The organism is Amycolatopsis mediterranei, from assembly GCF_026017845.1.
Lineage (GTDB): Bacteria > Actinomycetota > Actinomycetes > Mycobacteriales > Pseudonocardiaceae > Amycolatopsis > Amycolatopsis mediterranei.
Window position 1 is genome coordinate 8,037,917 of sequence record NZ_CP100416.1, and the last position, 17,514, is coordinate 8,055,430.

A 17,514-nucleotide genomic window follows, 5' to 3' on the forward strand; every position below is an offset into this window, starting at 1 on the left:
TTCTCGGCATGACCCTCGACCTGCAGCTCCGTCCCCGGCTGGTGTCCCGCGCCCTGCTGGTGCGCTTCGTCTCGATCGTCGGCTCGGCGATCGGCTTCTTCCTGCCGTTGTCGGTGGTGCCGCTGTTCGCGAAACAGGCCGGCTCGGAAGCCGGCGCGGGGTTCGCGACGGTCGCGTTGCTGCTGGCCACCGTGGCCGCCGAACTGGTGACGCCGCGGCTCGTCGCCCGCGTCGGCTACCGGTGGGCCCTGGCCGCCGGGCTGGTCCTGCTCGGGGTGCCGACACTCGTCCTGACCTTCAGCGACGACATCCGCGTGATCATCGCGGTCAGCGTGGTGCGCGGGATCGGGTACGCCATCGCCGTGGTGGCCGGCGGGGCCGTCACCGCCCTGCTGATCCCGGCGGACCGGCGCGGCGAGGGCCTCGCGCTCGTCGGGATCGTCGGCGGGATCCCCAGCCTGCTCGCGTTGCCGGCCGGGGTGTGGGCGGCGGCGCACTGGGGCTACGCGCCGGTGTTCGTGGTGACGACCGTGGCGACCCTGCTCGCCCTGCTGTCGGTGCCCGGCCTGCCGCGGCACTCCCTCTCCGCCTCCTCCGCGAAGGAAGAAGGCGTCCTGGCCGGCCTGCGCAACCCGGTGCTGACCCGGCCCGCCACGCTCTTCGCGGTGTCGGCCGCCGCGGTCGGCGTCCTGGTCACGTTCCTCCCGCTGGCCGCCGCGGACCAGCCGGCCTGGGTCGCCGCGAGCGCGTTGCTCGCCCAGCCCGCGGCGGCCACCGCGGCGCGCTGGGTCGCCGGGCGGATCGGCGACCGCCACAGGCCGGCCTGGCTGCTGGTGCCGGGGCTGCTGCTGGCCGCGGCCGGCATGGCGGGCCTCGCCTTCACCGGCACCCCCACCGCGGTGATCGGCGGGGCGTTCGTGTTCGGCGCCGGGTTCGGCGCGCTGCAGAACGCGACGCTGTCGCTGATGTACGCCCGGGTGCCCGCCGGCGGCGAGAGCGCGGTGAGCGCGATCTGGAACGCGGCCTACGACCTCGGCATGGCGGCCGGCGCGCTGGGCGCCGGGCTGGTGATCAGCTCGGCCGGGTACCCGGCGACGTTCGCCCTCACCGCCGTGGCGATCCTGCCGGCGTTGCTGCTGGCGCGGCGCGACCGGCGTCCCTGACGCAAACTGGTCCGCGTGCCTGAACTTCCCGAAGTGGAACTCGCCCGGCAGGTCCTCGCCGGTGCGCTCGGCCGGAAGATCCGCTCGGTCGACGACCACGACGACTGGGTCTGCCGCCCCCACGCACCCGGGGACATCGCCACCGCGTTGCGGGGCGGCCGGCTCACCGAAGCGCACCGGCGGGGCAAGACACTGTGGTGCGAAACGGAAGGCGGCGACGGGCGGCCCGGCCCGAACCTCGGCCTGCACCTCGGGATGGCCGGGCAGCTGCGGTTCGCCGGCGAGAGCGGACCGCCCGGCCGGATCCGCGACCGGGACGAGAAACCCGAGTGGTTCCGCTTCGGCATCACTTTCGCCGATGGCGAACAGCTGCGCCTGTTCGACACGCGGCGGCTCAGCCGGGTGCGGCTCGACCCGGATCTCGACGCGCTCGGCCCGGACGCCGGGGAGATCTCGCGCCGTGACTTCGCCGAGCGCGTCGGCCGCGGCCGGGCGCCGCTGAAGGCGCGGCTGCTGGACCAGTCGGTGGTGGCGGGGATCGGGAACCTGCTGGCCGACGAAACCCTCTGGCAGGCGGCACTCTCCCCGGCGCGGCCGGTGCACGAAATGAGCTCCGACGACCTCGGTCACTTGCACAAGGCGCTGCGGAAGGCGTTGCGCGCGGCGATCCGCCACGGCGGCGTGCACACCGGCGAGATCATCGGCCACCGGCGGGCGGGCGAGCACTGCCCGCGCTGCGGCGCGGAGATGAGCCACGGCACGGTCGGCGGCCGGTCGACCTGGTGGTGTTCGAAGGAGCAGTCCTAGCGCGGGCCCAGCCCGGTGGGGCCGTCGAGCAGCTCCCGCACACGTCCAGGTGGCCGATGTGCCGCGCCGTCTCCTCGATGAGGTGCAGCACGACTCCGCGCAGATCGGTGATTTCGTCGCCGAGCGGGTCGGGATGCCGCCCTCGCGGCGTCGCGGACAGCGGCGTCGCGGCGAAGATTTCGTCGGACCGGCGGCACTGTTCGCGGTAGTAGGCGAAGGCGGCCGCCGGGGTCCGCGGCGCGTGTTCGCCGGTCGGCGGACCCGCGGTGCCGGTGACGATCTCCTGGGACCAGTGCCATTCCGCGTCCCCGAGGTGTTCCACCACGCCCAGCGGGGTCCAGCCGGACGGGAGGACCGCGGTCGTCAGGGCTTCCTCGCCGAGGCCGTCGAGGATCGCCAGGACGCCGGCGCGCTGGGCCCGCAGGAACGCCGGCAACGTGTTCTTCTCGCTCACGGTCGCGGACCCTGGCGGGCGGGAGCGCATCCTGGCGGGCGGTTTTTGTCGGGGGTTGCCGGTAACGTCGCAGACATGGCAACACTGGTCACCTTCCACGCCCACCCGGACGACGAGTGCCTCCGCACCGCGGGCGTCATGCGCAAAGCCGTCGAAGACGGGCACCGGGTCGTGCTCGTCGTCGCCACCAAGGGCGAGGTCGGCGAGGTACCCGACGGATTCCTCGCCGAGGGCGAGAAGCTGGAGGACCGGCGCGTCCAGGAGTCGCACGCGGCGGCGGCGATCCTCGGCGTCGAACGCGTCGAATTCCTCGGCTACCGCGACTCGGGGATGATGGGCGAGCCGACGAACGACGACCCGGCGTGCTTCTGGCGCGCCGACGTCGAAAAGGCGGCCGAGCAGCTCGCGGCGATCCTGCGCGAGGAATCGGCCGACGTCCTGACGGTGTACGACGACAACGGCGACTACGGCCACCCGGACCACATCCAGGTCCACCGCGTCGGCCTCCGCGCGGCCGAGCTGGCCGGCACCGCCCGCGTGTTCCAGGCGACGTTCAACCGCGAGTTCATGCAGCGCGGCTTCGAAGCGGCGGTGGAGCAGGGTCTGATGCCCCCCGAGGCGGCGCCGAAGCCACCGGAGAACGTGGAGTTCGGCAAGCCGGAGGCGGAGATCACGGCGGCGGTCGACGTGTCGAAGTACGCGGCGGTCAAGCGCGCGGCGATGCGCGCGCACCCGAGCCAGATCAGCGAGGACATGTTCATGCTGGCGATGCCGGACGAGGCGTTCACCTTCGCCTTCGGCACGGAGTGGTTCATCCGCTGGGGAGAGGGCCCGGGAATCACCGAAACAGACCTGATGGCCGGCCTCTGACCCACCCGGGGGCCGGGGGCCGGGGGCCGGGGGCCGGGGGCCGGGGGCCGGGGGCCGGGAGGGGAGATATCAGCCGGCGCGAGTGATCGGCCGGCCTGTGTTGCCCCGCCAATCACGAATGATGCCCCGCCAATCACGCGAGATCGCCCCCCAATCACGCGAGATCCGGCCCGAGCACGCCAACCGACCCTCCAGATACGCGAGTCGTCCGCCTAGGTACGCGAGTCGTCCGCCCAGGTACGCGAGTCGTCCGCCCAGGTACGCCGAACTCAGATGATCGGAGGCGTGACTCGCGTGATTGGGCGCGCATCTCGCGTGGCTGGGCGGGCTTCTCGGGTCAAGTGAGGGCGGCCGTCACGTCGAGCTCCGCCAGCCGGCCCGCGTAGCCCGGTGCCGGGTGCAGGCCGGGCGGGTTCTGGCGTTCAATGGTCACCGCCCCGTCTTCACCGGCCGGGCAAGCGGAAGACCCCCGGGAGGGCTCGTGCGCAGGACCATCGACTGGGCCGACGGCGCCATCGTCGTCATCGACCAGACCGCGCTGCCCGGCGAGTACCGGCTCCTCGAGCTGAGGACCGTCGGGGAGCTCGTCGACGCCGTCAAACGGCTCGCCGTCCGGGGTGCGCCCGCGCTCGGGGGCGCCGGGGCGCTCGGTGTTGCCCTGTCCGCCCAGCTGAACAGCGATGTCCGGAAAGATGCCGAACTCATCGCGCACGCGCGGCCCACCGCCGTCAACCTCGCCTGGGGTGTCGAGCGCGCGCTCGGGAAGCTCGGCCAAGGCAAAGACGCCGTCCTCGCCGAGGCGCTGGCCGTCCTCGACGAGGACGAACGACTGAACAAGACCGCCTCGAAGCACGCCGCCGAGATCGTGCTCGCCGAATGCCCGCGACGCCCCCTTCGGCTGCTCAGCCACTGCAACGCCGGGCGCCTGGCCACCGTCGGCTGGGGCAGCGCCCTCGGTGTCGTCTCGCACCTGCACGAACGCGGGCTCGTCGGAGAAGTCCTCGTCGACGAGACGCGCCCGCTGCTGCAGGGCGCCCGGCTGACAGCGTGGGAGCTCGCCCAGGAGGGCGTCCCCTACCGCGTGCAGCCCGACGGAGCCGCCGCGGCCGCCATGGCTCGCGGGATGGTCGACTGCGTGCTCGTCGGCGCCGACCGGATCGCCGCGAACGGCGATGTCGCCAACAAGATCGGCACCTACGGCCTCGCCATCGCCGCCCGGTACCACGGGATCCCGTTCGTCGTGGTCGCGCCTTCGTCCACAGTGGACAGCAAACTCGCGGACGGCACGGGCATCGCCATCGAGGAACGCGACGCCCGCGAGCTCACCGGATACGCCGGGGTGCCGATCACGCCGCCGGACGCGCAGGTCTTCAACCCCGCCTTCGACGTCACCCCGTTCGAACTCGTCACGGCCGTGGTCACCGAGCACGGCCGGTATTACCCCGGCCGAGAGGCCGGCCAGGCCGGCTAGACCACCGAGCAGGCCGGACAGGCCTCAGCAGCCCTGCCGCCCGCTGCCGGTCACGTGGGTAGTGCCGCCCCAGGTGATGTAGCCGACCGCCGCCACGCAGCGGTGGGCCGTGCCGGTGACGCCCCGGGGCCCCGCGTAGTAGGCGTAGTTGCCCAAATCCTCGCTGGACGCAACGTCGATCGTGCACGGCTGGCCTTCGCCGCTGGCCTCGACGCAGCGATACATCCGGACGTACGTCGGCGCGGCCACGCCGTAGGCCGCACCCCGGTGGTAGAAGCAGGCGCTGTTCGTGCCGCCGTTCGTGGAGTTGTAGTAGATCGTCAACTCACCGATGCCGTCGATCGTGTGGTCGTAGGTGATCGTTCCCGAGCACGAAACCGCCGCGCTCGCCGGCGCCGCCGACACCACGCCCACCGTCAGCACGAGGCTCAGCACAGCCAGCACCGAGGACAGAATTTTCCGCATGAAGTGCACCCTCCGTCGTTCTCACACAAGGACGGTGCCCTCACGCCGGTCCCCGGCGCCCGGTTGGGTCTCCCTCGGGACGCCACCTGAACGGACCAGTTCGTTACGGCCGCGGGCCGATCTCGCGGCCGCCGTCGGTCACCGTGATCGCCATGGCCGGGCAGGAGTCCGCCACGTCGAGCACGGTCTCGTCGGCGTCGACCGACGAGGTCACCGGGTGCGCCACCGGGCCGTCGAGGGTGAACACCTCCGGCATCAGGGCCGCACACATCCCCGACCCGATACAGGTGTGTTCATCGACTTCCACGTGCCAGCTCATGCATCACCATCCGATCGGCATCGACCGCGGTCCGCGGACGATCATCTGCGTCTTCCACACGATATCGCCGGCGAGGTGCAGCCCCGGCATTTCGGTGACCAACGCGCGCAGCGCCTCCTGCAGCTCCAGCCGGGCCAGGGGCGCGCCCAGGCAGTGGTGGACGCCGTGGCCGAAGCCCAGGTGGTGGTTTTCGGAGCGGTCGAAGCGCAGCTTGTCCGCGCCGTCGAACTGCAGCCCGTCGCGGTTGGCCGCGCCGATGGCGACCAGCACCGGCTCGCCCGCTCGCACCAGCACGTCGCCGACCTGGACGTCTTCGGTGGCGTAGCGCGCGAACGCGGCGCCGGCGCCCAGCGGCACGAACCGCATCAGTTCCTCGACGGCCGCCGGGATCAGGTCCGGGTCGGCGCACAGCCGTTCCCACTGCTCGTGCTGGTCCAGCAGCGCGTAGACGAAGTTCGGGATCTGGCTGGCGGTGGTCTCGTGCCCGGCGATGAGGATGCCGACGCACAGGTCGACCAGTTCCAGCTCGGTCAGCCGGTCGCGGACGTCGCGGGCTTCGATCAGCGCCGTCATCAGGTCGTCCTGGGGCCGCACGCGGTGCTCGGCGATCAGGTCACGCATGTAGTCACGCAGTTCTTCGCGGTTGCGCTCGAACTCCTCGAGCGTCAGCCCGCTGGTGGACAGCGCCCGGTCGCTCCAGACGCGGAACTTCGGCCGGTCGACGGCCGGGACGCCGAGCAGCTCGCAGATCACCGCGACCGGGATGGGCAGCGCGTAGCCGTCGACGAGGTCGGCGGGCGGGCCGGCCGCCTTCATGTCCGCGATCAGTTCCGCGGCGAGGGTCGCGACGCGCGGCCGGAGCAGTTCGACGCGCCGCGTGGTGAACGCCTTCGCCACGAGTGTCCGCAGCCGCGTGTGGTCCGGCGGGTCCATCTGCAGGATGCCGCCGTCGCGGACCAGGGGCGTGAGGCGGGGCGCGTCCTTTTCCTTCTCCATCGCCCGCGAGAACCGGCGGTCGCCCAGCACCAGCCGCGCGTCGGCGTAGCGCGTGGCCAGCCACGCCGGCTCGCCGTAACTCATCTTCACCCGGATCATGCCCTCGGCTTCGCGGGCGGCCGCGTAAGCCTCGTCGAGGTCGAGCCCGGCGTCCACGTTGAAGGGGTACGAGAGCGGTTCGGTGTGGGTGGCAGTCATGCGGAACCCCCGTGCTCCAAGATTTGTAAGCATCCGCTTACAACGCTACACATCGATCATGCTCACGTCGAGCGGCACCTTGCTCACTCAAGGTCATCATCGCAACGGAAAGTTTCCGTCCACTTGTCACCGCAAGGCATTGCCCGGTCACCAACTCCTAGGTTACGGTGACCTAGGTGTGGATCGAAATCCTCTTGCTGTCGAAGCTGGCCGTCGAGCCGATGCACGGCTACGAACTGCGCAAGGCCGTGGAGGCGTCGACCGGCCACACCCTGTCGAACAACTCGCTCTACCCGACCCTGCGGCGCTTCGTCGACGCGGGCGCGGTGAGCCGCAGCGCGGAGGAGCAGGCAGCCAAACCGCCGCGGCACGTCTACACGATCACCGAAGTCGGACGGGAACTGCTGCACGACATGCTCGCGGACTTCCCGCCCGACCTGGCGCTCAACGAGCCCGAGTTCCTGGCCCGCGTCGGGAACTTCGCCTGGCTGCGGCCACCGGAACGCTTGCGGGTGCTCGAGACCCGCAAGAACGCGCTGACCGCCGAGCAAGCGCGGCTCACCCGGCTCGCCGCCGGGCAGGCCGATCCGTGGAGCCGGGCCGCGCTGGAGCACGTGCTCGGGAAGTTCGCCGCCGAACTCCGCTGGCTCGCCGGCCTCACCACCGATCCGAGGGAAGACGCATGACCACCACCGAAGAGACCCCCCGCCTCCCCTTCACCCGCGCGAACGCGCTCGCGATCGCCCCGGACTACGACGTCCTCCGCCGGCAGGCGCCGGTGAGCCGGGTGCTCACCCCGGCCGGCGACCCGGCCTGGCTGGTGACGTCCTACGAGGCGGCCAAGGAGGTCTTCCGCGACCGCCGCTTCGGCCGGTCGCACCCGGCGCCGGAACAGGCGTCGCGGATCTCCCACGCCGCCCTGCAGAACGGCCCGAACGGGGACTTCGACACCGAGGAGCGCGACCACAAGCGGATGCGCCGGATGCTGGCGCCCGCCTTCTCCGCGCCCCGGATGCGCGCCCTCGGCGACCGCATCGCGGAACTGACCGACCGCTGCCTCGACGACCTCCAGGCCGCGCGCGACGCGCACCCCGGCGAGCCGGTCGATCTGACCGACTTCCTCGCGTTCCCGTTGCCGGTGCTGGTGATCTGCGAACTGCTCGGCGTGCCCTACGCCGACCGGGAGCACTTCCGCGGGCTGTCCGAGCGGATCGCGGTGATGAACGGCGGCGAAGACGCCCAGGCGGCGATGGCGGAGTTCATGGCGTACATGACGAAGCTGGCCGACGCCAAGCGCGCGGACCCGCAGCCCGACGTCATCTCCGACATGGTCGCGGTCCAGGCCGATGACCCCACCTTCACCGACGACGACCTCGCCCGGATGGGCGCCGGGCTGCTGTTCGCCGGCCACGAGACGACGTCGACGCGGATCGCGATGGGCACGCTGTTCCTGCTCAGCGACACCGCCCGCCGCGACCGCTTCGCCGCCGACCCCGACGGCCAGGTGAACCAGACCGTCGAGGAGATCCTGCGGCTGACCGCGACCAGCGGCACCGGCCTGCTGCGGTACGCGCACGAAGACGTCGAGATCGCCGGGACGCGGATCATGCGCGGCGACGCCGTGCTGATCTCCAGCGACGCGGCCAACCGGGACGCGTCGGTGTTCGCCGACCCGGACGGGTTCGACCCGGACCGGACGCCGAACGTGCACCTCGCCTTCGGCACCGGCGCCCACGTCTGCATCGGCGCCAACCTCGCCCGCACCGAGCTGCGCACGGTGTTCCCGAAGCTGTTCCGCCGCTTCCCGGGCCTGCGGCTCGCCGTCGGGCTCGACGAGATCCCGGTGCGCACCAACCGCGTGGCCGGCGGTGTCGAGCGCGTGCCCGTGGAGTGGTGAACCGATGAAGATCACCGTCGACACGGGAAGCTGCGTCTCGTCCGGCCAGTGCGTGCTGCTGGCCCCGGAGGCGTTCGACCAGAACGAGGACGACGGCACGGTCGTCCTCCTCGCCGAGGAGCCGCCCGCCGGCGCCGAAGAGGCGGTCCGGCAGGCGGAACTGACCTGCCCGGCCGCCGCGATCCGCCTCTCCGGCGCCTAGGGTCCGTCGCGCCCGCGTCCGGTTTGCCGGTTAGCCTGCTTCGATGAGCGAAACGCCGGAGCAGCGTGGCCGCAAGCGGGACGCGGCCGCGACGCGGCAGGCGTTGCTCGACGCCGGCGCGAAGCTGTTCGCCGAGCGCGGGTTCGACCGGACGACCGTGCGGGACATCGCCGACCTGGCCGGGGTCAACCAGTCGCTGCTCTTCCGCTACTTCGGCAGCAAGGAGGCGCTGTTCGAGGAGGTCATCGCCCGCAGCGGGCGCGAGCACCTCGAATCCCACCCGCCGGAGCGGCTGCTCAGCGCGTCGCTGCGCAGCATGCTCGAGCCGGGCGGCGACCGGAACCGGACGCTGGAGACGTACCTGCGCTCGTCCGGCAGCGGCGACGTCGGGGCGGTGCTGCGCGCGGAGATCGGCGACCAGTACGCCCGGATCCTGGCCACGCTGACCGACGCCCCGGACGCCGAGCTGCGTGCCGACCTCGCGCTCGCCTGGCTGCTGGGCATCGGGGTGGTCCGCGAGCTCACCGGCAAGCAGCCGCTGGCCGGCGCCGATCCCGACGCCATCGTCCGGCTCGTCCTCACCGCCGTCCGGACGCTGCTGGAGCGCGCCGAATGATCACGGGAGCGCGCGCCGCAGCAGTTCCGCCAGGTGCACCGGTGTCCGGCCCGACTCCTGGGCGATCTGCGTCCGGCAGCTGAAGCCGTCGGACACCACCACGGTGTCCGGGGAAGCCGCGCGGATCGCGGGCAGCATCCGGTCCTCCGCCACCGCCTTCGAGACGGCGTAGTGGCCGCGCTCGAAGCCGAAGTTGCCCGCCAGGCCGCAGCAGCCCGAGTCCAAAGTGATGTTGCGGACCCCCGCGGCCGCCAGCGCGGACTCGTCGGCGCCGAAACCCAGCACCGCATGCTGGTGGCAGTGCACCTGCGTGATCGCGTCGACGTCGAGCGCCGCGAACGGGATCGGCGCCCGGGCCAGCAGCTCGGCGAAGGTGAACGTCCGCGACGCCAGGAGCGAAGCCCGCGCGTCGCCCGGCATCAGTGCGGGCAGGTCGCCGCGGAACAGGGCCGTGCAGCTCGGTTCCAGGCCCGCCACCTCGTAGCCGGCCTCCAGGTACGGCGCCAGCACGGACAGCGTCCGGTCCAGGACGCGCCGCGCGACGCCGAGCTGGCCCGTCGACACCCACGTCAGTCCACAACAGACGCCACGGTCCGGCAGCACGACGTCGTACCCGGCCGCGGTGAGCACCTCGTGGGCGGCGTCGAGCACCGAAGGCGTCAGGTAGTTGTTGAACGAGTCCGGCCAGAGCACCACCCGCCGCTCCCCTGACGCCTTCCGCCGAAGATCCGCACGCGACGACGTAAACGGGGAAGAAGCGAACGACGGCAACGAACGCTCCGGTGCGATCCCGCCGAGCCATTTCACCAAGCCCGCCCAGCGCGACCGCCCGACGGCATTGGCCAAGCGCGGAGCAACAGCGCTGAGCCGCAGCCACAGCGGCAGCCAGCCCATCGAGTAGTGCGACGCCGGGCGCAGCCGCCGCCGGTAGTGCTGGTGCAGGAACTCGGCCTTGTACGTCGCCATGTCGACGTCGACCGGGCAGTCCGACAGACATCCCTTGCAGGACAAGCACAAATCGAGGGCCTCCCGGACCTCGGTGGACCGCCAGCCGTCCTTGATCACCTCGCCGTTGAGCATCTCCGCGAGCAGGTGGGCGCGCCCGCGCGTCGAGTGCTGTTCTTCGCGGGTGGCCCGGTAGCTCGGGCACATCACGCCGCCGCCGCTGGTGTTGCGGCACTTCCCCACGCCGACGCAGCGCCGCATCGCCTGGCCGAAGTTCCCGCGGTCCTCCGGATAGCCGAGGAACACACTGTCCTCAAAGGACGCTGGCGTCGATCGCACCCGCAGATCGGCGTCGACCGGCCGCGGCGCCACCAGGATGCCGGGATTCATCCGCCCGGCCGGGTCGAAGATCGCCTTGAACCGCGCGAAGACGTCCATCATCTCCGGGCTGTACATGCGGGACAGCAGCTCGGAGCGCGCCTGGCCGTCGCCGTGCTCGCCGGACAGCGACCCGCCGTGCGCCGCGACGAGGTCCGCGGCCTCCTCCAGGAACCGCCGGAAGTCCGCCACGCCGGACGCGGACAGCAGGTCGAAGTCGAGTCGCAGGTGCAGGCAGCCTTCGCCGTAGTGGCCGTAGACCACGCTGCGGCGGCCGTGCGCACGCATCAAGGACTTGAACTCGCGCAGGTAGGCGCCGAGCCGCTCGGGTGGGACGGCGGCGTCCTCCCAGCCCGGCCACGCTTCCGAGCCGTCCGCGAGCCGGGTCGCGAGCCCGGCGCCTTCCTCGCGGATGCGCCACAGCCCGCGTTGCGCGGCCGGGTCGTCGACGATCGCGAAGCCCGTCAGGTCGAGCGACGCGGCCAGTTCCCGGGCCCGCGAAGCCGGGTCGTCGCCGGCCAGCTCGACGAACAGCCACGCCCCGCCCGGCGGCAGGTCGCCGACGCGGCCGGGGAGCATCGCGACGAGCTCGGCGTCCACGCCTTCGACGGTCAGCGGGGACCACGGCAGGATCGAGGGCACCGCGTCGGCCGCCGCGATGTCGGACGGAAAACCGAGCACCGCCAACACGCGCCGGTGGGGCAGCTCGGCGAGCGAGACGGTCGCTTCGAGAATGGTCACGCAGGTGCCCTCGCTGCCGACGAGCGCCTTCGCGACGTCGAAACCGTTCTCGGGCAGCAGGTGCTCGAGCCCGTAGCCCGACACCCGGCGCGGCCACGTCGAGAGTTCGCGGCGCAGCAACGCCAGGTTGTCGCGCACCAGCGCGCGCAGCTCGTCGAAGATCCGGCCCTCGGCAGGCTCGTCCGGGCCCACCCGCAGCCGCGTCCCGTCGTAGAGCAGGACCTCCAGCGAGCGGACGACGTCGACCGTGCGCCCCCACGCCACCGAGTGCGAGCCGCACGCGTTGTTGCCGATCATCCCGCCGAGCGTGCAGCGGCTGTGCGTCGACGGGTCCGGGCCGAACCGCAGGCCGTGCGGGGCCGCGACCGCCTGCAGGTCGTCGAGCACCGTGCCGGGCAGCACGCGCGCCAGCCGCGCGTCCGGGTCCAGGGAGAGCACCCCGCCGAGGTGGCGCGAGGTGTCGATCACCAGGCCCGGCCCGCACGCGTTGCCGGCGACGCTCGTCCCGCCGCCGCGCGCGATCACCGGCAGGTCACGATTCCGGGCGGCCGCGACCGCCGCGACCACGTCGTCGACGGTCCGCGGCAGCACCACGCCGCGCGGCACGTGGCGGTAGTTGGACGCGTCGGTCGTGTACAGCGCGAGCGTGGCGGCGTCGGTGAGGATCTCCACGCCCCCATTCAAGTCGACCCGGCGCCGCCGTAGGTCTCCAGCCGGGTATGTCCGGAACCACACCCGGTGTGCCATCGTGATCGGGTGACGGCCAAGGAGCACGTCGCCGAGTACAGCGCGGTGCTGGGCGAGCTGCTGCGCGAGCGGGAGAAACTGCTCGGCACGCTCGACCGCGTCGCCGCGCTGCACGGGACCGCGCGCCTGATCCGGGAGACGGTCGGCGCGAAGGCCGGGTTCGTCGCCGAGCTCGACCGGCCCGAGCTGGCCGTGATCCGCTGGATGTCCGGCACCCGGACGGACTCGCTGCAGGACCTCGAGGTGCCGGTCGGCCAGGGCATCGGCGGCCGGGTGCTCGCGCTGGGCCGTCCGGTGAAGGTCGCCGACTACGTCAGCTCGCCGGCGATCACCCACCAGTTCGACGCCCAGGTCCGGGGCGAGGGCCTGGCCGCGATGCTCGCCGTGCCGATCGTCGCGCGCGGTGAGACCGTCGCCATCGCCTACGCGGCCATGCGCGAGCCCGCCGACTTCGGCGACGACGCCGTCCGGCGGATGGAAGAGGTCGCGCGCGAGGCCGGGACGGCGTTGCACCTGGCGAAGGTCGCCGAGACCGACCGCACGGCCGCGGTGGCCGGCGAGCGCCTGCGCATGCAGAGCGCGCTGCACGACTCCGTCGGCGCGCTGCTGTTCTCCATCGGCGTCCAGGTGCGCGACCTGCACGAGGACCTGCGCGAGCTCCCGGGCCTGGAGGCGCGGCTGCGGCGCCTGGAAGGCGACGTCTCGGCGGCCGCGGGAGCGTTGCGGGAGTCGCTGCTGGCGCTGTCGGAGTGCAGCCCGGAGCGGGCGCTGCCGGTCGAGCTGGCCGAGCACTGCCGCTCGTTCCAGGCGCGCTGCGGCGTGCCGGCCCGGTTCGTGCAGCTCGCGGCGGTGCCGCCGCTGGACGCCGAACGCACCGCGCTGCTGGTGGCCGCGGTCCGCGAAGGGCTGCTCAACGTCGAGAAGCACGCCCGGGCGTCCTCGGTGGTCGTCAGCCTGCTGCCCAGCGACGACGGGGTCCAGGTGGTCGTCGCGGACGACGGCACAGGCACCGACGCCGTCCCCGGCACCGGCATGGGCCTGCGGACGCTCACCAGGCGGGCCGCGCGGCTCGGCGGCCGGGTCAGCCTCGTCCGCGACGACGACGACGGCTGCACCCTGCGCGCGTGGGTGCCGCTGGTGCGACGGTGACCCCCACGACCCCCGCGACCGTCTTCGTCGTCGACGACCACCCGGTGGTCCGCGACGGCGTGACGCTGCTGCTGCGCTCGGACCCCTGTCTGAGCGTGGTCGGCTCGGCCGAGTCCGGGCGGCTGGCGATCGAGCGGGTGGCGGCGCTGGCCCCGGACCTGATCCTGCTCGACCTGCGGCTGCCGGACATGCTCGCACCGGAGGTCGTCACCGAGCTGCGCCGGGTGCACCCCGAGGGGAAGATCGTGGTCTTCACCGCGCACGGCGACCACCAGGGCGTGCTGGCCGCGCTGGAGTCGGGCGCGCACGGCTGCCTGCTCAAGGACGCCGCGGGCGCCCAGCTGGTGACCGAGCTGCGCCGGGTCCTGCGCGGCGAGCGCGTCGTCGACCCGCGGATCCTCCCCGACGCCGGGCAACGCTCGGACGCGCTGGCCCGCAGTGGCCTGACCCGCCGCGAGTACGAGGTGCTGCGGCTGGCCGCCCAGGGCCAGACGAACCCGGAGATCGCGGAGTCGACCGGCCTGGCCCGCAACACGGTGAAGACGTACCTGCAGTCGGCCCTGCACAAGCTGGGGGCCCGCAACCGCGTCGAGGCCATCGGGAAGGCCAGCGAAGCCGGGCTGCTGTGAGATCCTCCCCCGGGTGACGATCGACCTGCACGCGCACAGCACGGCCTCCGACGGGACGACCCCGCCTTCCGAGCTGCCCCGGCTGGCCACCGAAGCCGGGCTGACGGTGCTCGCCCTCACCGACCACGACACCTTCGCGGGCCTGCCGGCGGCGCTGGCCGCCTCCGCCGGGGTGGAGATCGTCCCCGGCGTCGAGATCTCCTGCCGGCTCGACGACGCGGAGGTGCACCTGCTCGGCCTCTTCGTCGACCCCGGGCACCAGCCGCTGGGAGCCGAGCTGGAGCTGATCCGCACCGACCGCGTTCGGCGCGGGGTGCGGATGGTCGAGCGTTGCCGGGAACTCGGCGCGCCGATCACCCTGGCCCAGGTCGAGACGATCGCCGCGGGTGCGCCGCTGGGCCGTCCGCACATCGCCGCGGCGCTGGCCGCGGTGGGCATCACCGACGCCTTCACCTCCGATTGGATCGCCGACGGCGGCCGGGCCGACGTGCCCAAGCACGTCCTGTCCACTGTGGACGCGATCGCGCTGGTCCGCGCGGCCGGCGGCGTGGCGGTGCTGGCCCACCCGCGCTCGGTCAAGCGGCGCACTGCGGTCTCGGACACCCAGCTGGCGACCCTGGCCGAAGCCGGGCTGTCGGGGATCGAAGCGGACCACCCGGAGCAGCCCGTCCAGGTCCGCGACCGGCTGCGGGCCGTGGCGGCGGAGCTGGGGTTGCGCGCGACCGGCTCGAGCGACTTCCACGGCGACCGCAAGCCGGTCCGGCTCGGCGAGTGCACGACCGCGCCCGAGGTGTTCGCGGCGCTCCGGGCGTCCGCCGTGTCCGTTTCGTAGCCGCCTACCTCTCCAGGTGGGGGTATCGGATCACTCCCGCCGAACGCAGGATGACCGCCACCGGCCGTGACTCACGTCACACGAGTGGAGGAGGCCCCTTGCGTTCCGGAGTGAGTTCGTGCTGACCGTGCGTGGCCTGCGGGTGCGGTACGGCCGGTCGACGGCCGCCCTGCACGGGATCGATCTCGACGTCTCCGCCGACGGCGTCCTGGCCGTGCTGGGCAGCAACGGGGCCGGGAAATCCACTTTGCTCAGAGCCGTCTCGGGCACGCTTCGCATGCACCGGGGCTCGATCGACGCCGGCGAGATCCGCTATGACGGCCACTCCCTCGGCAAGCTCGATCCCGCGCAGATCGTCCGGCTCGGCGTCGCCGGCGTGCCCGAAGGGCGGCAGATCTTCGCGCGGATGACCGTCGAGGAGAACCTGCGGGCCGGCGGCATCGGCGCCCGGACCGCGGCCGAGCGGGCAACAGCCCGCGCGCGGGTCGACGCCTTGTTCCCCGTGCTCACCGAACGCGCCAAGCAGCGCGCGGGCCTGCTGTCCGGCGGCGAGCAGCAGATGCTGGCCATCGGCCGGGCGCTGATGGCCGCACCGAAGCTGCTGCTGCTCGACGAGCCGTCGCTGGGGCTCGCGCCGAAGGTCGTCGAGCAGATCGCGCGGACCGTCCGGGAGATCCACGACCAGGGCACCGCCGTGGTGCTGGTCGAGCAGAACGCCGTGATGGCGCTCGGCGTCGCCGACCACGCGGTCGTGCTGGAGGTCGGCCGGGTCGCGCTGGCCGGGACGGCGGCCGAGCTCGCGGCCAGCGAGGACGTCCAGCGGCTCTACCTCGGCGGGCACGCCGAGTCGCAGGAGGCCGCCGACGCCGAAGCCGAGACCGCGCGGGCCCGCCTGGCCGGCCGGAGCCTGTCGAGGTGGGCCGGATGACGCCGCCGGAACTGCCGGCGACCACCGAGGCTTCGCCTCGGGCCGGGGGCCGCCGGACCCCCGAAAAGCTGTGCGTCGAGGCCGTTTCCCTGCGGTTCGGCGGGATCCGCGCGCTCGACGACGTGAGCTTCACCGTCGCCCCCGGTTCGCTGCACGCGCTGATCGGGCCGAACGGCGCCGGGAAGTCCAGCTGCTTCAACGTGATCAGCGGCCTCTACCGGGCCAACACGGGCCACGTGCGGCTCGGGGACACCGAGCTCACCGGGCTCGCGCCGCACAAGCTCGCCGGGCTCGGCGTCGGGCGGTCGTTCCAGAACGCCGCCCTCTCCCCCGGCTCGACCGTGCTGGACAACGTCCTGCTCGGCCGGCACGCGCTGACCCGCGGCGGGTTCCTGGAGACCGGGCTGCGGCTGCCGTGGACGGTCCGGGCCGAACGCCGGCACGCCGAGCGAGCGCGGGAAATCTGCGCGTTCCTCGGCCTCGGCGCGGTCGTGGACGCCCCCGTGGGCGCGCTGCCCTACGGCGTCGTCAAGCGCGTCGACCTGGCCCGCGCGCTGGCCGTGGAACCGGTACTACTCCTGCTCGACGAGCCCGCGGCCGGGATGAACGCGGCCGAGACCGCCGAGCTGGCCGGCACCATCAGCGGGATCCGCGCCGAGCTGGGCATCTCGATCCTGCTCGTCGAACACGACATGGGCCTGGTGATGGGCATCGCCGACCGCGTCACGGTGCTCGACTTCGGCAGGCGCATCGCCGACGGCACGCCCGCGCAGGTCCAGTCCGACCCGGACGTCATCAAGGCCTACCTCGGTACGGAGGCGGCGTGAACACTTTCCTGCAGCTCGTGGTGAACGGCCTCGGCAAGGGCGCGGTGTTCGCGTTGCTGGCGCTGGGGTTCGTGATCATCTTCAAGGCCACCGAGGTGGTCAACTTCGCCCACGGCTCACTCGTGCTCTTCGGCGGCTACCTCGTCGTCGTGACGCGGGACGCGCTGGGCTGGGTCGGCGCGTCGCTCGCCGGGATCGTCTCGGCCGGGCTGCTCGGCCTGCTCGTGGAGCGGCTGCTGCTGTCGCGCTCCCGGCACGCCGACGCCAACAGCCTGGCCCTGCTCACCATCGGCGTCGACGTGATCGTCACCGAGGAGATCGTGCGCCGCCTCGGCGTCACGCTGCCCTTCCTCGGCGGCGCCTGGGACGCGAAGCCGTTCCAGCTCGGCGGGATCACGCTGTTCCGCACGCACCTGGTCGCCCTCGGCGTGGCCGCGGTGCTGATCACGGCGTTCTGGCTGGCCTTCAAGTACTCGAACTGGGGCGTGGCCATGCGGGCGCAGGCGGAGAACCGCGAGGCCGCCGCGCTGATGGGCATCCGCAGCTCCCGCGTCACCGCGACCGCGTGGCTGGTCGCCGGGCTGCTGGCCGGGGTGGCCGTGCTGTTCATCGCGACGCAGGACTTCTCCGGCGCCGGGCTTTCCCGCGGGACGCACTCGATCGCGCTGGCCGCGTTCCCCGCGGCGATCCTCGGCGGCCTCGACTCGACGGCGGGTGCGGTGGTCGGCGGCCTGGTCGTCGGGCTGGTGGAGGCGCTGTCGGCCCAATACGTCTCGTTCGACTTCTCCAAGAGCGCGGTGTTCCTGGTGATGCTGGTGGTCCTGGTGGTGCGGCCTTCGGGATTGTTCGGCACGAGGGAGCGAACGCGTGTCTGAGCAAG

The 17,514-nt window shown here is 72.7% G+C and carries 19 protein-coding genes; 14 read left to right on the forward strand and 5 right to left on the reverse strand.

Annotated elements, in window-relative coordinates:
- Nucleotides 1-8: 8 nt before the first annotated feature.
- On the forward strand, nt 9-1,163 hold the full coding sequence (locus ISP_RS36000) for an MFS transporter (protein ID WP_013228776.1): 1,155 nt from the start codon (nt 9-11) through the stop codon (nt 1,161-1,163).
- A 15-nt stretch (nt 1,164-1,178) separates the two neighbouring features.
- Nucleotides 1,179-1,970, forward strand: coding sequence for an Fpg/Nei family DNA glycosylase (locus tag ISP_RS36005; RefSeq protein ID WP_034283913.1), 792 nt, complete (start codon nt 1,179-1,181; stop codon nt 1,968-1,970).
- Here ISP_RS36005 and ISP_RS36010 read toward each other — a convergent pair.
- The gene (locus tag ISP_RS36010) at nt 1,861-2,424 is read right to left on the reverse strand and encodes a DinB family protein (protein WP_014467551.1); all 564 of its coding nucleotides are present in this window, start codon (nt 2,422-2,424) and stop codon (nt 1,861-1,863) included. The genes ISP_RS36005 and ISP_RS36010 overlap by 110 nt on opposite strands.
- A gap of 75 nt (nt 2,425-2,499) precedes the next feature.
- On the opposite strand from ISP_RS36010, the gene ISP_RS36015 reads away from it, so the two are divergent.
- Both ISP_RS36015 and mtnA read left to right on the forward strand, forming a co-directional pair.
- Complete coding sequence (locus ISP_RS36015) at nt 2,500-3,294, forward strand: PIG-L family deacetylase (RefSeq protein ID WP_013228778.1); 795 nt, start codon at nt 2,500-2,502, stop codon at nt 3,292-3,294.
- 481 nt (nt 3,295-3,775) lie between these two features.
- Nucleotides 3,776-4,765, forward strand: a complete 990-nt coding sequence (gene mtnA, locus ISP_RS36020; RefSeq protein WP_013228779.1) for an S-methyl-5-thioribose-1-phosphate isomerase — start codon at nt 3,776-3,778, stop codon at nt 4,763-4,765.
- Nucleotides 4,766-4,789: 24 nt separating this feature from the next.
- Here mtnA and ISP_RS36025 read toward each other — a convergent pair whose 3' ends face one another.
- From ISP_RS36025 to ISP_RS36035, 3 genes are all read right to left on the reverse strand, one after another.
- Complete coding sequence (locus ISP_RS36025) at nt 4,790-5,230, reverse strand: hypothetical protein (RefSeq protein WP_013228780.1); 441 nt, start codon at nt 5,228-5,230, stop codon at nt 4,790-4,792.
- A 103-nt stretch (nt 5,231-5,333) separates the two neighbouring features.
- A complete protein-coding gene (locus ISP_RS36030; RefSeq protein ID WP_014467553.1) occupies nt 5,334-5,549 on the reverse strand; it encodes a ferredoxin in 216 nt (71 codons plus the stop codon).
- 3 nt (nt 5,550-5,552) lie between these two features.
- Complete coding sequence (locus tag ISP_RS36035; RefSeq protein ID WP_013228781.1) at nt 5,553-6,743, reverse strand: cytochrome P450; 1,191 nt, start codon at nt 6,741-6,743, stop codon at nt 5,553-5,555.
- Between the two features lie 176 nt (nt 6,744-6,919).
- Between ISP_RS36035 and ISP_RS36040 the strand changes: the two genes are divergently transcribed.
- The 4 genes from ISP_RS36040 to ISP_RS36055 are packed head-to-tail and all read left to right on the forward strand — an operon-like array spanning nt 6,920 to nt 9,458.
- Nucleotides 6,920-7,429 carry a PadR family transcriptional regulator gene (locus tag ISP_RS36040; RefSeq protein WP_013228782.1) on the forward strand — a complete coding sequence of 170 codons (510 nt, stop codon included), beginning with the start codon at nt 6,920-6,922 and terminating at the stop codon, nt 7,427-7,429.
- On the forward strand, nt 7,426-8,640 hold the full coding sequence (locus ISP_RS36045; RefSeq protein WP_013228783.1) for a cytochrome P450: 1,215 nt from the start codon (nt 7,426-7,428) through the stop codon (nt 8,638-8,640). The genes ISP_RS36040 and ISP_RS36045 overlap by 4 nt, the downstream gene beginning before the upstream one ends.
- A gap of 4 nt (nt 8,641-8,644) precedes the next feature.
- Complete coding sequence (locus ISP_RS36050) at nt 8,645-8,842, forward strand: ferredoxin (protein WP_013228784.1); 198 nt, start codon at nt 8,645-8,647, stop codon at nt 8,840-8,842.
- 43 nt (nt 8,843-8,885) lie between these two features.
- The gene (locus ISP_RS36055; RefSeq protein WP_013228785.1) at nt 8,886-9,458 is read left to right on the forward strand and encodes a TetR/AcrR family transcriptional regulator; all 573 of its coding nucleotides are present in this window, start codon (nt 8,886-8,888) and stop codon (nt 9,456-9,458) included.
- Here the strand turns inward: ISP_RS36055 and ISP_RS36060 are convergent, their stop codons facing one another.
- Nucleotides 9,459-12,194: an FAD-binding and (Fe-S)-binding domain-containing protein gene (locus ISP_RS36060; RefSeq protein WP_013228786.1), complete on the reverse strand. Its 2,736-nt coding sequence runs from the start codon at nt 12,192-12,194 to the stop codon at nt 9,459-9,461.
- A gap of 84 nt (nt 12,195-12,278) precedes the next feature.
- Between ISP_RS36060 and ISP_RS36065 the strand changes: the two genes are divergently transcribed.
- The 6 genes from ISP_RS36065 to ISP_RS36090 all read left to right on the forward strand — a co-directional run bounded on the left by ISP_RS36065 (nt 12,279) and on the right by ISP_RS36090 (nt 17,509).
- Nucleotides 12,279-13,418, forward strand: coding sequence for a GAF domain-containing sensor histidine kinase (locus ISP_RS36065; protein ID WP_013228787.1), 1,140 nt, complete (start codon nt 12,279-12,281; stop codon nt 13,416-13,418).
- Complete coding sequence (locus ISP_RS36070; protein WP_013228788.1) at nt 13,415-14,047, forward strand: response regulator; 633 nt, start codon at nt 13,415-13,417, stop codon at nt 14,045-14,047. The genes ISP_RS36065 and ISP_RS36070 overlap by 4 nt, the downstream gene beginning before the upstream one ends.
- A gap of 13 nt (nt 14,048-14,060) precedes the next feature.
- Nucleotides 14,061-14,879, forward strand: coding sequence for a PHP domain-containing protein (locus ISP_RS36075; protein ID WP_013228789.1), 819 nt, complete (start codon nt 14,061-14,063; stop codon nt 14,877-14,879).
- 118 nt (nt 14,880-14,997) lie between these two features.
- Nucleotides 14,998-15,807 carry an ABC transporter ATP-binding protein gene (locus ISP_RS36080; RefSeq protein ID WP_013228790.1) on the forward strand — a complete coding sequence of 270 codons (810 nt, stop codon included), beginning with the start codon at nt 14,998-15,000 and terminating at the stop codon, nt 15,805-15,807.
- A complete protein-coding gene (locus ISP_RS36085) occupies nt 15,804-16,634 on the forward strand; it encodes an ABC transporter ATP-binding protein (RefSeq protein ID WP_378250284.1) in 831 nt (276 codons plus the stop codon). Before ISP_RS36080 ends, ISP_RS36085 begins: the two co-directional genes overlap by 4 nt.
- On the forward strand, nt 16,631-17,509 hold the full coding sequence (locus tag ISP_RS36090) for a branched-chain amino acid ABC transporter permease (RefSeq protein WP_013228792.1): 879 nt from the start codon (nt 16,631-16,633) through the stop codon (nt 17,507-17,509). Before ISP_RS36085 ends, ISP_RS36090 begins: the two co-directional genes overlap by 4 nt.
- Nucleotides 17,510-17,514: the final 5 nt, after the last annotated feature.

Bases quoted from the DNA above. Each gene is read 5' to 3' on its own strand.
- ISP_RS36000 (WP_013228776.1), top strand. From the start codon at position 9: ATGACCCTCGACCTGCAGCTCCGTCCCCGGCTGGTGTCCCGCGCCCTG.
- ISP_RS36015 (WP_013228778.1), top strand. From the start codon at position 2,500: ATGGCAACACTGGTCACCTTCCACGCCCACCCGGACGACGAGTGCCTC.
- ISP_RS36025 (WP_013228780.1), bottom strand. From the start codon at position 5,230: ATGCGGAAAATTCTGTCCTCGGTGCTGGCTGTGCTGAGCCTCGTGCTG.
- ISP_RS36030 (WP_014467553.1), bottom strand. From the start codon at position 5,549: ATGAGCTGGCACGTGGAAGTCGATGAACACACCTGTATCGGGTCGGGG.
- ISP_RS36035 (WP_013228781.1), bottom strand. From the start codon at position 6,743: ATGACTGCCACCCACACCGAACCGCTCTCGTACCCCTTCAACGTGGAC.
- ISP_RS36045 (WP_013228783.1), top strand. From the start codon at position 7,426: ATGACCACCACCGAAGAGACCCCCCGCCTCCCCTTCACCCGCGCGAAC.
- ISP_RS36050 (WP_013228784.1), top strand. From the start codon at position 8,645: ATGAAGATCACCGTCGACACGGGAAGCTGCGTCTCGTCCGGCCAGTGC.
- ISP_RS36055 (WP_013228785.1), top strand. From the start codon at position 8,886: ATGAGCGAAACGCCGGAGCAGCGTGGCCGCAAGCGGGACGCGGCCGCG.
- ISP_RS36085 (WP_378250284.1), top strand. From the start codon at position 15,804: ATGACGCCGCCGGAACTGCCGGCGACCACCGAGGCTTCGCCTCGGGCC.